Origin of the sequence: Thiobacter sp. AK1 (assembly GCF_039822265.1) — a bacterium.
In the GTDB taxonomy this organism is placed as follows: Bacteria; Pseudomonadota; Gammaproteobacteria; order Burkholderiales; family Thiobacteraceae; genus Thiobacter; species Thiobacter aerophilum.
In genome coordinates this window covers 178306-190635 of record NZ_JBAJEX010000001.1, presented here as the reverse complement: position 1 = coordinate 190635, position 12330 = coordinate 178306, and the positions used below count along the sequence as shown (strand labels likewise).

18 protein-coding genes are annotated in these 12330 nt (G+C 64.7%); 16 read left to right on the top strand and 2 right to left on the bottom strand.

From position 1 onward, the window contains the following. Positions 1-5: 5 nt before the first annotated feature. The 3 genes from V6E02_RS01010 to V6E02_RS01000 all read left to right on the top strand — a co-directional run bounded on the left by V6E02_RS01010 (position 6) and on the right by V6E02_RS01000 (position 2195). Complete coding sequence (locus V6E02_RS01010; protein ID WP_347306274.1) at positions 6-380, top strand: HIRAN domain-containing protein; 375 nt, start codon at positions 6-8, stop codon at positions 378-380. A gap of 59 nt (positions 381-439) precedes the next feature. Further along, positions 440-811: a thioredoxin family protein gene (locus V6E02_RS01005; protein WP_347306272.1), complete on the top strand. Its 372-nt coding sequence runs from the start codon at positions 440-442 to the stop codon at positions 809-811. Positions 812-902: 91 nt separating this feature from the next. Further along, positions 903-2195, top strand: a complete 1293-nt coding sequence (locus tag V6E02_RS01000; protein ID WP_347306270.1) for a DEAD/DEAH box helicase — start codon at positions 903-905, stop codon at positions 2193-2195. On the opposite strand, the gene V6E02_RS00995 is transcribed toward V6E02_RS01000, so the two are convergent. After that, on the bottom strand, positions 2154-2975 hold the full coding sequence (locus tag V6E02_RS00995; RefSeq protein WP_347306268.1) for an MlaA family lipoprotein: 822 nt from the start codon (positions 2973-2975) through the stop codon (positions 2154-2156). The two genes, V6E02_RS01000 and V6E02_RS00995, sit on opposite strands and share 42 nt — an antisense overlap. Before the next feature lie 235 nt (positions 2976-3210). Here V6E02_RS00995 and merR point away from each other — a divergent pair, with 235 nt between their 5' ends. Together merR and glk are read left to right on the top strand one after the other, a co-directional pair. After that, positions 3211-3624, top strand: coding sequence for a mercury resistance transcriptional regulator MerR (gene merR / locus V6E02_RS00990; protein ID WP_347306266.1), 414 nt, complete (start codon positions 3211-3213; stop codon positions 3622-3624). Between the two features lie 172 nt (positions 3625-3796). Beyond that, complete coding sequence (glk, locus tag V6E02_RS00985) at positions 3797-4807, top strand: glucokinase (RefSeq protein WP_347306264.1); 1011 nt, start codon at positions 3797-3799, stop codon at positions 4805-4807. Here the strand turns inward: glk and moaA are convergent. Next, positions 4785-5762 (bottom strand): GTP 3',8-cyclase MoaA, encoded by a 978-nt coding sequence (gene moaA, locus V6E02_RS00980; protein WP_347306262.1) that lies wholly within the window; start codon positions 5760-5762, stop codon positions 4785-4787. The genes glk and moaA overlap by 23 nt on opposite strands. A gap of 389 nt (positions 5763-6151) precedes the next feature. On the opposite strand from moaA, the gene V6E02_RS00975 reads away from it, so the two are divergent. The 11 genes from V6E02_RS00975 to arsB all read left to right on the top strand — a co-directional run bounded on the left by V6E02_RS00975 (position 6152) and on the right by arsB (position 12321). Continuing rightward, positions 6152-6274 carry a 30S ribosomal protein THX gene (locus tag V6E02_RS00975; protein ID WP_347306260.1) on the top strand — a complete coding sequence of 41 codons (123 nt, stop codon included), beginning with the start codon at positions 6152-6154 and terminating at the stop codon, positions 6272-6274. A gap of 85 nt (positions 6275-6359) precedes the next feature. Beyond that, positions 6360-6866 (top strand): molybdopterin-guanine dinucleotide biosynthesis protein B, encoded by a 507-nt coding sequence (mobB, locus tag V6E02_RS00970; RefSeq protein WP_347306258.1) that lies wholly within the window; start codon positions 6360-6362, stop codon positions 6864-6866. An 11-nt stretch (positions 6867-6877) separates the two neighbouring features. Then, on the top strand, positions 6878-8086 hold the full coding sequence (locus V6E02_RS00965; protein ID WP_347307084.1) for a molybdopterin molybdotransferase MoeA: 1209 nt from the start codon (positions 6878-6880) through the stop codon (positions 8084-8086). Beyond that, entirely contained in the window at positions 8083-8337 is a 255-nt protein-coding gene (moaD, locus tag V6E02_RS00960) for a molybdopterin converting factor subunit 1 (RefSeq protein WP_347306256.1), read from the top strand. The genes V6E02_RS00965 and moaD overlap by 4 nt, the downstream gene beginning before the upstream one ends. A gap of 1 nt (position 8338) precedes the next feature. After that, on the top strand, positions 8339-8794 hold the full coding sequence (gene moaE / locus V6E02_RS00955) for a molybdopterin synthase catalytic subunit MoaE (protein WP_347306254.1): 456 nt from the start codon (positions 8339-8341) through the stop codon (positions 8792-8794). Further along, a complete protein-coding gene (locus tag V6E02_RS00950; RefSeq protein WP_347306252.1) occupies positions 8791-9135 on the top strand; it encodes a winged helix-turn-helix domain-containing protein in 345 nt (114 codons plus the stop codon). The genes moaE and V6E02_RS00950 overlap by 4 nt, the downstream gene beginning before the upstream one ends. 41 nt (positions 9136-9176) lie before the next feature. Beyond that, entirely contained in the window at positions 9177-9674 is a 498-nt protein-coding gene (locus V6E02_RS00945) for a DUF302 domain-containing protein (RefSeq protein WP_347306250.1), read from the top strand. A 162-nt stretch (positions 9675-9836) separates the two neighbouring features. Then, a complete protein-coding gene (locus tag V6E02_RS00940) occupies positions 9837-10181 on the top strand; it encodes a metalloregulator ArsR/SmtB family transcription factor (protein ID WP_347306248.1) in 345 nt (114 codons plus the stop codon). A 37-nt stretch (positions 10182-10218) separates the two neighbouring features. Further along, on the top strand, positions 10219-10635 hold the full coding sequence (locus V6E02_RS00935) for an arsenate reductase ArsC (RefSeq protein ID WP_347306247.1): 417 nt from the start codon (positions 10219-10221) through the stop codon (positions 10633-10635). Positions 10636-10795: 160 nt separating this feature from the next. After that, positions 10796-11248 carry an arsenate reductase ArsC gene (locus V6E02_RS00930; RefSeq protein WP_347306245.1) on the top strand — a complete coding sequence of 151 codons (453 nt, stop codon included), beginning with the start codon at positions 10796-10798 and terminating at the stop codon, positions 11246-11248. Next, positions 11245-12321 carry an ACR3 family arsenite efflux transporter gene (gene arsB / locus V6E02_RS00925; protein WP_347306243.1) on the top strand — a complete coding sequence of 359 codons (1077 nt, stop codon included), beginning with the start codon at positions 11245-11247 and terminating at the stop codon, positions 12319-12321. The genes V6E02_RS00930 and arsB overlap by 4 nt, the downstream gene beginning before the upstream one ends. Positions 12322-12330: the final 9 nt, after the last annotated feature.

The window sequence follows — 12330 nt, the reverse complement described above, 5'->3', positions numbered from 1 at the left end:
CAGGCGTGCTTCGCCTCGTGCTTGCCGCCGCCTGGGCAGCGCTCGTTGCACCCACCCTGGCCGCCGAGGTGCAGGCGCGCATGGTGCTGGCCACCCTGCCGCTCGCGGGGTTCCAGTACCACGCCGGCAGACAGGTTTGGAATCAGTTACGCGTCGGCGATGTGCTCACCTTGGAACGGGAACCGGACAACCCCCACGATCCGCGCGCGGTGCGGGTGTCGTGGCGGGGTGAAATGCTGGGCTACGTGCCCCGTGCCGGCAACGAGACGGTCGCCCGTTTGCTGGATCAAGGCGTGCGGCTGTCGGGACGCATCACCCATTTGCAGCCAGGACGTTCCCACTGGGCGCGTGTGCAGTTTGAAGTCGTGATCGAGCCGTGACGAACGCGCGGTCGGCGATCCGCTACAATGCAGCTCTTTATGCCTTCGTCTGTTTCGTAATGAATGACCATTTGCCGCTGATCTACGATACCTCCCTGGAAAACTTCGAGCGGGACGTGATCGCCGCCTCCCGGGAGACGCCCATTTTGGTGGATTTCTGGGCTGACTGGTGCCCGCCTTGCATCGTTCTGGCACCCGTTTTGGAAAAGGTCGTGCAGACCTCCGGCGGCAAGCTTCGTCTGGCCAAGGTGGAGGTGGACGAGGGCGACAACATGAAGCTTGCGGGCCGTTACGGCCTGCGTGGCTTTCCCACCGTGCTCCTGTTCGTCGACGGCGAGGAAAGGGCGCGTTTCGCCAGCGCCAGGCCCGAGCGCTGGGTGCGCGATTTTCTCAAGCAGCATGGCGGCTTGTTCCTCGATACAACTCCTTGAGGATTCAGGAAAAATCGCCCTATAATGACCCATTGGGGCGGGTGATGCCCCGTTCCCATTGAGCCCTTCCCGCGGCGGTCAGTCCCTACCCATGACTTTCGAAGAACTCGGCCTGTGTCCTGAAGTCCTGCGCGCCGTCGCAGAAGCGGGCTATGTGGAACCCACGCCCATCCAAGCCCAGGCCATCCCCGTGGTGCTCGCCGGACGCGACGTGATGGCCGGTGCCCAGACCGGTACCGGCAAGACGGCCAGCTTCACCCTGCCCATGCTGCACACGCTACGGGTCCACGCCAATACCAGCACCTCGCCGGCGCGGCATCCGGTGCGGGCATTGATCCTGACGCCCACGCGCGAGCTCGCGGCGCAGGTGTACGAGAGCGTCAAGACCTATGGCAAGTATTCTCCCCTGCGCGCCGCCGTGGTCTATGGCGGGGTGAGCATCGATCCCCAGATCGCGGAGCTGCGTAAAGGCGTGGAGATTCTGGTGGCCACCCCCGGGCGGCTACTCGACCATCTGCAAAACCGCAGCGTGAATCTGTCCCAGGTGGAATTCCTGGTGCTGGACGAAGCCGACCGCATGCTGGACATGGGGTTCATGCCGGACATTCGACGCATCCTCACCCACCTGCCGGCCAAGCGTCGCACGCTGCTGTTTTCCGCTACATTCCCGGAAGAGATCAAGAAACTGGCCCGCGAATTGCTGCGCGACCCGGTCAGCATCGAGGTGGCGCGGCGTAACACGACTGCGGAGACCGTGACCCAGCTCGCCTACCGGGTGCCCAACGAGCAGAAACGGCGTGTGTTGGTGGACATCGTGCGCAGCCGCGGGCTGTCCCAGCTGCTGGTGTTCGTCAATACCAAGGTGGGAGCGGATCGCCTCACCCGCGAGCTGGAGCGGGTCGGCATCGCTGCGACCGCCATCCACTCCGACAAGACCCAGCAGGCGCGCATGCAGGCGCTGGAGGACTTCAAGGCAGGGCAGGTGATGGTGCTGGTGGCGACCGACATCGCCGCGCGGGGCCTGGACATCGATGACTTGCCCTGCGTGGTGAACTATGAGCTGCCCTTCAACGCCGAAGACTACGTGCACCGCATCGGCCGCACGGGCCGGGCAGGGGCTTCTGGGCTGGCGATCTCCCTGGTGAGTCCGGAAGAGAAGAAACTGCTCGCCGAGATCGAAAAGTTCATCAAGCGCGAGCTGCCGCTGGAGGCGCCGCCGCCGGTGGAGGTGGGCAGGGCGCGCTCGGCAGGGCCGCAGCAGGAACGTGGCGCCCCGCCCAGCTGTCCCCTCGTCGCGCCGGTGCCGCCGCGTCCTGCTGCGGGCAAGCGGGAAATCCCTGCCTTACTCTTGCCGCCCCGACAGGTCGTTCGTGACGGCGAGTGATTCCTGTTCTGCCGGTGCCGCCGGGGCGGCTGCTTCCCAAGCCGCGGGCGCTTCCGAACGAGGCGCGGGCTGGGGCGGCGGGTCCTCGTCGTCTAGCAGTTTCTCCCGCGGCGGGTTGCCGTCATAAATCAGGCTGCGCCGGTGCTGGATGTAGGCATCCCGCAGGAAGGTATAGGGATCAAGGGCGGCTTCGTCCAGGACTTTCTCCGCATCCAGCAGCTGCGCGCGATGGTTCACGAAGCGCAGAGTGCTCAACGTGTTGCGCGTGGGAATGTGGTCTAGGTTCAGCACCGGGTCGAGCTGGTAATAAGCCGCCAAACCAACGGTATCACGCAGATTGCTCGGGCCCAGGATGGGCAGCATCAGGAAAGGACCGTCTCCAATGCCCCAGTAACCCAGGGTTTGGCCGAAATCCTCGTCGTGCTTTTCCAGCCCGAAGGAAGTGGCCACATCGAAAATGCCCGCGATGCCGAACGTCGTGTTGAACGCGACCCGCGCCACGTCGGAGGCGGCATTGTGGAACTTGAACTGGAGCAAGTTGTTGAGGGCGATCAGCACGTCTTCGATGTTGGAAAAGAAATTCGCCACTCCGGTGCGCACGGGCTGGGGCAGGACCGCCTTGTAGCCCTGGGCTACCGGTTTGAGCACGGCCTTGTCCACGGTTTCGTTGAACCGATAGATGCCGCGGTTGACGGGCTCCAGCGGATCCCGGGGGTCCGTGGCAGTGGCGCAGCCCGAGAGGCTGAGGGCGAGCAGGACGGTGCAGGAAACAAGGCGCATGGTGTGTTTTCCGTTCGTCTTTATTTTTTGCGGGCGAGACTTGCGAATGATAGCAGCTCGCTGCCAGCGCGGGAATCACGCCCGTATTGCCCAATCGTAACGGCAGTGGCGCCGGGATCTTGAGTCTTAAGCCGGTGCGCTGCGCGGGTATTGGCTCCGTAGAGCGGCCCCGGCAGGCGCTGTTTCGCGTTATCTCACGCTAAAGGTTTTCCAGAGGCTGCCGTTAATGGCCCACATGGCGATCAAAGGCATAACCATCGGCACCCTGGCGCGCAAGGCCGGCGTCAACATCGAGACCATCCGTTATTACCAGCGGCGCGGGTTATTGCAGGAACCGCCCAAGCCCGCCGAAGGCTACCGGCTCTATCCCCTAGAGGCGGTGGCGCGTGTGCTGTTCATCAAGCGCGCGCAGCGGCTGGGTTTCAGCCTGGAGGAGATCATCAATCTGCTCCGGCTGGGGGAGGGCAACTGCAGCGAAACCAAGGCCCTGGCCATGCAAAAGCTCTCGGCCATCGAAAGCCGGCTCCAGGACCTGGAACGCATGAGGCGCACCTTGCAGCAGCTCGTGCAGCAGTGCGAGTCGGGGGTAGCAGAGGCTCGTTGCCCCATCGTCGCTAGCCTCGCCGACCGGGAATTCGACGCCCGCTGATCCTGGGCCGAAGAGGGCGGCATCTTGGCCTGCCTTGCTTCGTGGGCCAGGGTTATGCCGCCTGCTGGCTTTGGCCGGGCGTAAGGCAAGGATAGCCGCGCGCCGAGCGCGCTGCCCGTGACGTCGCATGGCCGCTGGCGCGCGCGCCCTGTGCCGGCTACCATGGGCGGGCATGACCCCCAGCGATTCCCTTCCCTGTGTCCTTGCCGCCGACGTGGGTGGCAGCAAGACATTGCTGCGTCTTGCCGCCTTGGATGATGGCCGGCCCGCACGCACGCTAAACGAGGCGCGCTTCGACAGCAGGGCGTGGCCGTCGCTTACCGCCATGATCCAGCATTTTCTCGCCGGTTGGCCGCGGCCTTATGCGGCCTGTCTTGCCGTGGCGGCACCCGTCGAAAGCCGGCGTCTCGAGCTCACCAATCTGGCACTCACGGTGGATGCGGACGAAATCGAGACTGCCTGCGGCTTGCCCCAGGTGATCCTCATCAACGATTTCGTGGCGGTCGGCCATGGCATCGAAGCGCTCAAGCCTTCCGATTTGCTGACCCTGCAGGCAGGACAGGAAAAGCCGCACGCCCCGCGCGCGGTGCTGGGGGCCGGCACGGGCCTGGGTGAGGCGATTCTGGTCTGGGCAGGCGATCACTACCAGGTGCTGCCCTCGGAAGGGGGCCACGTGGATTTCGCGCCCACCGATGAAGAGCAAATCGGCCTGCTGCGCTTCCTCATGGCGCGCCACGGGCATGTCTCCTACGAACGCATTCTCTCCGGCGCGGGACTGGTCGCCGTGTTTGAATACTTGGCCGACAGGTGGCCGGTCTCCCCTGGCTTGCGCAAGGCGGTGGCGGAAGCGGGGGCGGCGGCGGTAAGCCGCGCCGCCCTGGACGATGGGGATGCGGTGGCGAATCAGGCGCTGGAACTGTTCTTGCGCATCTACGGGGCTCAGGCGGGCAATCTCGCCCTCACCGCCTGGGCCGCCGGCGGGGTTTATCTGGCAGGAGGGATTGCGCCCCGCCTCGCGCAACGATTCGCGTTAAGTGGCTTCCTTGCTGCCTTCCGCGCCAAAGGCCGCTACCGGGATGCTCTTGCCCGCTTTCCGGTCCATCTGGTGTTGCGCCCGGACGTGGGCGTAATGGGCGCGCTACAGGTGGCGGCGCGGGCCGTCAGCCGCCCGTCATCGACATGAAGCGCAAAATCTTGTTTGGCTGTTCGCGGAATTCGTGGCGTTCCGGCTTGAGTTCAATTGCCTGCAGGATGGCCTCCGTCAGTTCTTCCTCGCCGGCCCCACGTCGCAATAGCGGCCGAAATTCCATGCGTTCTTCCTGGCCCAGGCAGAGGTAGAGGGTGCCATCCACCGACAACCGCACGCGGTTGCAGGTGGCGCAAAAATGCTGGGAAATGGGCGTGATGAAACCGACACTGAAACGTCCGTCTGGCGTGCGCAAGTAACGCGCCGGACCGCCTCCGGGAAACTCGCCTTCCATCAGCCCAAACCGCGCCGCAAGCCGCGCCTTCACAGGCTGTAAATCTAGATATTGGGCGTTGCGTCCCGTTTCGCCCATGGGCATGGTTTCGATCAGGCGGAGGACGAAGCCGCGTGCCATGCAGAATTCCACCATGTCCTCGATTTCGTCGTCGTTGACGCCGCGCATGGCCACCATGTTGATCTTGATGGGCGCAAATCCCGCCGCTTGGGCGGCATCCAGCCCCGCCAGGATGCGTGCCAACACGTCGCGTCCGGCGATGCGCTCGATGCGTTCTGGCCGTAGCGAATCGAGGCTGACGTTGAGCCGTGTGATGCCAGCCGCCCGGAGCGCGAGCGCGTGCCGGGCCAGCTGCGTGGCATTGGTGCTGAGGGAAAGATCCTCGATGCCGGGTAGGCGGGCAAGCCGCGCCGCAAGCTCCGGTAAATTGCCGCGCAAAAGCGGTTCGCCGCCCGTGAGGCGCACGCGGCGCAGGCCGAGACGAGCGAAGGCCGCCAGCAGACGCTCGATCTCATCGAAAGTGAGCCAGTGCGCCGGCTCCTCGAAGCCCTTGAAGCCCTCCGGCATGCAGTAGCTACAGCGCAGGTCACAGCGGTCCGTCACCGAAAGGCGCAGATATTCGATGCGGCGGCCGAAGCGGTCGATGAGCGTGGGCATGGGGCATTCCCTGCGTTATATTGCGCAGAATATAGCCGGTTTCATCCGTCGCAGACAACCACTTCCATCGCAGGGGAGGGTAGCGCACGCGGTGTCTCGGCGGGGATACCTGCTATCGAGCGTTACACCTGCGATAGATCGTGACAAAAGTCGGTGACAGGCGCCGCAAGTGGACTGTCATTCCCCCGAGAGCGGGAATCCAGGATGGTCCTGGCCATTTTTCTGGGTCCCCGCTTTCGCGCAGACAACACAACGGTGTGACGTGCTTACGTAGCGCTCGAGTAGTGTAAGTCTCGATGACAACGTTCAGGAGAGTGGTCAACGCGAGTGGAAGTCATGGGCTGGGGTAGAATAAGCGCCCCGAGTTTTTTCAAAGTCAGGAGACCACCATGGGCAAAGGCGATTTGCGCACCCGGCGCGGCAAGATCTATAACGGCTCCTATGGCGTGAGCCGTCCCCACAAGGAAAAGAAGAAACAGGAAGCACCGCAGCCGGCTGGCAAACGCAAGTAGGCTTGCCAACCCGGCCCGTGCCGGGTTTTTTTATGTCCCCATGCGGCGCTTGGCAGACGGCGTTATATCGATCAGAATATAACCAATGGCGGCGGGTGCGCGGGTGTTCGGGTTGGCGGGCTATAGCGGGGCGGGCAAGACCACCCTGTTGGAAAAGCTGATTCCCCACTTCGTTGAGCGTGGCCTAAAGGTGTCGGTGATCAAGCAGACCCATCACGACTTCGACATCGATCGGCCTGGCAAGGATTCGTGGCGCCAGCGTCAGGCCGGCGCCACCGAGGTGCTGGTGAGTTCCGACCGACGCTGGGCACTCATGCACGAGCTGCGCGGCAAGCCTCCGCCCAGCTTGGAGGTGCACCTGGCGCGGCTTGCCCCCTGTGACCTGGTCCTGGTGGAAGGCTACAAGCGGGAGGCCATTCCCAAGCTGGAAGTGCACCGTCCTAGTCTTGGCAAGCCACTTCTTTATCGGGACGACAGCCACATTCTGGCACTCGCGGGCGATGAACGGGTGCCGGTTCCGCTGCCCTGGTTTCATCTCGATGACGTGACAGCCATCGCGGAATTCATACTGCAACACGGACGAATCCCATGAGCCAACAACCGATGCTTTCCGTCGATGAGGCGCTTGACCGCCTGCTCGCTGCGGCGCGGCCTTTGACCGAAGTGGAGACGGTTGCCACGGAGGCGGCGTTGGGCCGCACATTGGCCCAATCCCAGGTCTCGCCCATCGCCGTGCCGCCGCTCGACAACAGCGCCATGGACGGCTATGCCGTGCGCGTGAGCGATCTAAATACCCAGGGGGACACGCGCCTGCCGGTAAGCCAGCGCATTCTCGCCGGCTCGGTGGGGGTGCCACTTGCGCCGAAAACGGCTGCCCGCATCTTCACCGGCGCGCCGATTCCACCGGGCGCCGACGCCGTGGTGATGCAGGAGGACACGACTGCCGTAGAGGATGGGGTGACCGTCCACAAGGCGGTGACGCCCGGTGCCCACATCCGGCGCGCGGGTGAGGACATTGCTCCAGGTGCCACCGTGTTGTCGGCCGGCACGCGGCTTTTTCCCCAGCATTTGGGATTGGCGGCTTCCGTTGGGCTTGCTCAGTTGCCCGTAGTGCGCCGTCTCCGGGTGGCCACCTTCTTCACCGGGGATGAGCTGGTCGCGCCGGGCATGCCGCTGGAACCCGGCCGCATCTACAACTCCAATCGCTATACCATCAACGGGCTGGCGACCGCGCTGGGCTTCGAGGTGGTGGATCTGGGCACGGTGCGGGACGATCTGGCTGCGACAATGGCGGTGTTGGCCCGTGCCGCGCAATGCGCCGACGTCGTCATCACGAGCGGGGGTGTGTCGGTGGGGGAGGCGGATTTCGTCAAGGCCGCGGTGGAGCGACAGGGCCGTCTGGACATGTGGCGGATCGCGGTCAAGCCGGGCAAACCTCTCGCGTTCGGCGAGGTCGCTGGCAAACCCTTTATCGGCCTGCCGGGTAATCCGGTTTCGGTGTTCGTCACCTTCTGTCTGTTCGCGCGGCCTTTCCTGCTGCGTATGCAGGGCGTGCAACAGGTGATGCCCGCCGCGTTCTGGGTGGAGGCGGCCTTCGACTGGCCGCGTCCCGACCGTCGGCGAGAATTCCTGCGCGCCAGGCTGGTGCGCGACGAGGAGCCTACGACGCGGGTGGAGATTTATCCTCATCAGGGCTCGGGGGTGCTCACCTCCACCGTGTGGGGCGACGGCTTGGTGGATGTGCCGGCCGCCGCACCAGTGCGGCAAGGCGAGCGCGTCCGGTTCATTCCTTTCGCGGAGCTCATGCGATGATCACGGTCAAGGTCTTGTATTTCGCGCGGCTTCGGGAAGTGCTCGGCCGCAGCGAGGAGCAGGTGGAATTGCCTAACGCGGCCACGGTGGACGTTCTCCTGGATCTTTTGCGCGCGCGGGGCGACGTTTGGGCACGCGAGCTAACGGAGCGACCCTTCCGCGTGGCGGTAAACCAAGAGATGCGCGATGCCTCGGCGCAGGTAGGAGCAGGCGATGAGGTGGCGATCTTCCCGCCGGTCACCGGAGGTTGACATGCCGGTGCGGGTGCAGGAAGCGGATTTCGACGTGGGCGCGGAGCTCGCTGCCCTGCGTGGTGGACGCAGCGATATTGGGGCCATCGCCGTCTTTATCGGGCTGGTGCGCGATGTGAACGGCGATAGCAGCGTGCAGGAAATGCTGCTGGAACACTACCCCGCCATGACCCACAAAGCGCTGGAGGACATCGTCGAACAGGCACGCCGGCGCTGGGACATCTTCGATGCCCTGGTGATCCATCGCGTGGGACGGCTAAAGCCCTCGGACCAAATCGTGTTGGTGGCGGTAACGAGCGCCCATCGGGGCGAGGCATTCGCCGCCTGCGAATTCATCATGGATTACCTCAAGACACGTGCCCCGTTCTGGAAGAAGGAGCACACCCCGGAAGGCAGCCGCTGGGTGGAAGCGCGCACCGCTGACGAAGCGGCGGCGGCCCGCTGGGAACGGTCATGACACAGCCCACGGTGCGTATCCTGCTCGGGGGCGCAAGCTCGCTCGGCCCGGGCAAGGCGGCGCTGTTGGAAGAAATCGATCACCAGGGTTCCATTTCTGCGGCGGCGCGTGCCATGGGCATGTCCTACCGGCGCGCCTGGCTGCTGGTGGAGGCCATGAACAGGGGCTTCCGTGAGCCATTGGTCACCACGGCCACCGGCGGTAGGCGGGGAGGCGGCGCGGCGCTCACGGATTTCGGGCGCGAGGTGCTGCGCCGTTATCGCGCCATGGAAGCCAAGGCGCAGAAGGCCATCGAAGCTGATCTGGAACGCTTCCGCGCGCTGCTTTGCAAGGCGTCCTGAGCGGGGATGCTGTTATGCTTTTTTGCATGGGAGAACATCGCATGAACATGCCAAACCCGTTGCGCGCCGGCTTGCTGGCGTGTCTTTTAGCCGCGCCATGGGCCCAGGCGGCCGCGCCTAGGCCCTTGGAGGAGACGCCGGTGCGCGTGACTTACGTGGCGCGAGACGACTTCGACACGGTCAAGACCCTGATCGAGGAGGCACTCGTGAGCCGCGGCTTGGTGGTGAACAACGTGGCTCACATCGGTGACATGCTGGAACGCACGGGCAAGGACCTGGGCGCCAGCCGGCAGGTCTATACGAAAGCGGAGGGCATCGAATTCTGTAGTGCCACCGTCTCACGCAAGATGATGGAGGCCGACCCCCACAACATCGTGTTCTGCCCCTACGTGATCTCCATCTACGTCCTGCCCAACGAGCCCGGCAAGACTTACGTCTCCTTCCGCCGCCTCCAGATGGTCGGCTCCAAGCAATCGCAGGAGGCGCTCAAGGACGTCGAGAAGCTGCTGCGCGACATCGTCAAGGAAGCGCTGCAGTAGTAAACCACCTGCGGCAGGCCGAGCCGGCCTGCCAGTTTCTCCACCACTGCCCTGCGGCGGCTTTCCCCTTTTCATCGGTCTTTGGCCGCCGCGCAGCCTGACGCATTTCGACGCGCCGCTTGTCGGCTTGCAATATGCGTTGAAACAAATATAATGGCCGGCATGATCGATGTTGCCGCCATTGCTAACGCCTGCGCAGACGAAACCCGTCGCCGCATCCTCCTGCTGCTCCTGGCGCAGGGCGAATTGTGCGTGTGTGACCTGTTCGGCGCGCTGGAGCTGCCCCAGCCCAAGGTGTCGCGGCATCTGGCGGTGCTACGCGACGCGCAGCTGGTGGTGTCGCGCAGGCACGGCACCTGGGTGCACTACCGGCTCAATCCGGACATGCCGCTCTGGGCGCTACAGATCCTAGCCGCTTTAGCGGATGGCGCCGCCCGCAGCGAGCCTTACCGGAGCGATCGCGAGCGGGTCAAGCGCGCCTGCGGCGGCACCCCCTGTGCCGCCTGATTCATGCATTAAAATGAATATAGAAAGGCAAGCAAGCATGTCCGACAGCAAGACCGTACTCATCCTCTGCACCGGCAATTCCTGCCGCAGCCAGATGGCGGAAGCCCTGGTCAACCACGACCTGGGCCCGGCGGTGCGCGCCATCTCTGCTGGCACGCGGCCCCAGCCCAAGGTGGCTGAGGGCGCCATCGAAGCGTTGCGGCTGGCAGGCATTCCCACTGACGGCCTCCATCCCAAGGATGTGGACGCGGTGATCAATGAGCCCATCGATCTGGTGATCACCGTCTGCGACAACGCCAAGGAGAGCTGCCCGGTGTTCCCACGCCCCATCCCCAGCGTCCACCTGCCTTTCCACGATCCCCATGGCGAGCCGCTGGAGAGCTTTCTGAAAGTGCGGGACGAGATCCGGGCCAAGCTGGTGCCCGAGGTCAAGCGCCGCCTGCTGGGCGCATGAAGGCGCAGGCCATGGAAAATCTTTGCCTGCATGCAGGCCTAACCCAAGCGGCGGAGCCCATCCGCGCGCATGCGCCGTGGGCCGCTTGCCGTGTCGCGGGCTCCGCGGCGCGCCCGGGCAGGGGCCGCGGCATCGGTCGCTGAAGGGGGAAGGGGAGTCCATGCATCATCCTGTGCGCGTGCTGTTTCTCTGCACCGGCAATTCCGCCCGCTCCCAGATGGCGGAGGCCTTCCTGCGCACCATGGGCAAGGAACATTTCGCGGTGTTCAGCGCGGGCACCGAACCCAAGGCCCTGCACCCGCTGGCGGTGCAGGTGATGCGGGAGGCGGGCATCGACATCTCGGGCCAGCGCAGCAAAGATCTGACTGAATTTCTGAACCAGGAATTCGACTACATCATCACCGTGTGCGATCGCGCCCGCGACAACTGCCCCACCTTTCCCGGCGACAACGCGCGCATCCACTGGCGCTTCGAGGATCCGGCCGCGGCGAGGTGCAGCGAGGCAGAGCAGCTCGGGGTCTTCCGCCGGGTGCGCAACGAAATCCGCACCCGGGTGTCGATCTGGCAGCCCGCCATCCTGAAGAAACTGCGCGAGGCAGGCGTGAAGCCATGACGGCGCAGTGCGAGATCACCGCCCGCGCCGCGGCCGGGGCCGAGCTGGGCTTCTTCGAGCGCTGGCTGACGCTGTGGGTGTTTCTTGCCATCGCGGCGGGCATCGGCCTCGGCCAGGCCCTGCCCGGCGTGTTCCGCGCCGTGGGCGCGATGGAAGTGGCCAAGGTCAATCTGCCGGTGGGGGTGCTGATCTGGGTCATGATCATCCCCATGCTTCTCAAGATCGACTTTCATGCCTTGAGAGAAGTCGGCGCCCATTGGCGCGGCATCGGCGTCACGCTGTTCATCAACTGGGCGGTGAAGCCCTTTTCCATGGCGCTGCTGGCCTGGATTTTCATCCGCCACGTGTTCGCGCCTTACCTGCCGGCAGACCAGCTCGACAGCTACGTGGCCGGCCTCATTCTGCTGGCCGCCGCACCCTGCACGGCGATGGTGTTCGTGTGGAGCCATCTCACCCGGGGCGAGCCCCACTTCACCCTGAGCCAGGTGGCGTTGAACGATGTCATCATGATCTTCGCCTTCGCGCCCATCGTCGCGCTGCTGCTGGGACTGTCGGCGATCACCGTGCCGTGGGATACGCTGTTCCTGTCGGTGGTGATGTACATCGTGATTCCCGTGGCCATTGCGCAGCTGTGGCGGCGCTGGCTGCTGGCGCGGGGCGAGGCCGCGCTCAAGCGCACCCTGGACCGGCTGCATCCGTTCTCGCTGTCGGCCCTGTTGCTCACACTGGTGCTGCTGTTCGGCTTCCAGGGGCAGGCCATCATCGAGCAGCCCCTGGTCATCGCCATGCTGGCGGTGCCGATCCTGATCCAGGTGTATTTCAATTCGGGTCTGGCTTATCTGCTCAATCGCCAGTTCAAGGTTGAGCACTGCGTCGCCGGGCCCTCCGCCCTGATCGGCGCCAGCAATTTTTTCGAGCTGGCGGTGGCGGCGGCCATCAGCCTGTTCGGCTTCCAGTCCGGTGCCGCCCTGGCCACCGTGGTGGGCGTGCTGATCGAGGTGCCGGTGATGCTGTCGGTGGTGCGCATCGTCAATGCCAGCCGCGACTGGTACGAGCGGGCGGCCCCCCGCTAGCGGAATGCT

Bases quoted from the DNA above. Each gene is read 5' to 3' on its own strand.
- V6E02_RS00995 (WP_347306268.1), bottom strand. From the start codon at position 2,975: ATGCGCCTTGTTTCCTGCACCGTCCTGCTCGCCCTCAGCCTCTCGGGC.
- moaD (WP_347306256.1), top strand. From the start codon at position 8,083: ATGATCACGGTCAAGGTCTTGTATTTCGCGCGGCTTCGGGAAGTGCTC.
- mobB (WP_347306258.1), top strand. From the start codon at position 6,360: ATGGCGGCGGGTGCGCGGGTGTTCGGGTTGGCGGGCTATAGCGGGGCG.
- merR (WP_347306266.1), top strand. From the start codon at position 3,211: ATGGCGATCAAAGGCATAACCATCGGCACCCTGGCGCGCAAGGCCGGC.
- arsB (WP_347306243.1), top strand. From the start codon at position 11,245: ATGACGGCGCAGTGCGAGATCACCGCCCGCGCCGCGGCCGGGGCCGAG.
- V6E02_RS01005 (WP_347306272.1), top strand. From the start codon at position 440: ATGAATGACCATTTGCCGCTGATCTACGATACCTCCCTGGAAAACTTC.
- V6E02_RS00935 (WP_347306247.1), top strand. From the start codon at position 10,219: ATGTCCGACAGCAAGACCGTACTCATCCTCTGCACCGGCAATTCCTGC.
- V6E02_RS00975 (WP_347306260.1), top strand. From the start codon at position 6,152: ATGGGCAAAGGCGATTTGCGCACCCGGCGCGGCAAGATCTATAACGGC.
- V6E02_RS00940 (WP_347306248.1), top strand. From the start codon at position 9,837: ATGATCGATGTTGCCGCCATTGCTAACGCCTGCGCAGACGAAACCCGT.
- V6E02_RS00965 (WP_347307084.1), top strand. From the start codon at position 6,878: ATGCTTTCCGTCGATGAGGCGCTTGACCGCCTGCTCGCTGCGGCGCGG.
- moaA (WP_347306262.1), bottom strand. From the start codon at position 5,762: ATGCCCACGCTCATCGACCGCTTCGGCCGCCGCATCGAATATCTGCGC.
- V6E02_RS00950 (WP_347306252.1), top strand. From the start codon at position 8,791: ATGACACAGCCCACGGTGCGTATCCTGCTCGGGGGCGCAAGCTCGCTC.
- glk (WP_347306264.1), top strand. From the start codon at position 3,797: ATGACCCCCAGCGATTCCCTTCCCTGTGTCCTTGCCGCCGACGTGGGT.
- moaE (WP_347306254.1), top strand. From the start codon at position 8,339: ATGCCGGTGCGGGTGCAGGAAGCGGATTTCGACGTGGGCGCGGAGCTC.
- V6E02_RS00945 (WP_347306250.1), top strand. From the start codon at position 9,177: ATGAACATGCCAAACCCGTTGCGCGCCGGCTTGCTGGCGTGTCTTTTA.
- V6E02_RS01000 (WP_347306270.1), top strand. From the start codon at position 903: ATGACTTTCGAAGAACTCGGCCTGTGTCCTGAAGTCCTGCGCGCCGTC.
- V6E02_RS00930 (WP_347306245.1), top strand. From the start codon at position 10,796: ATGCATCATCCTGTGCGCGTGCTGTTTCTCTGCACCGGCAATTCCGCC.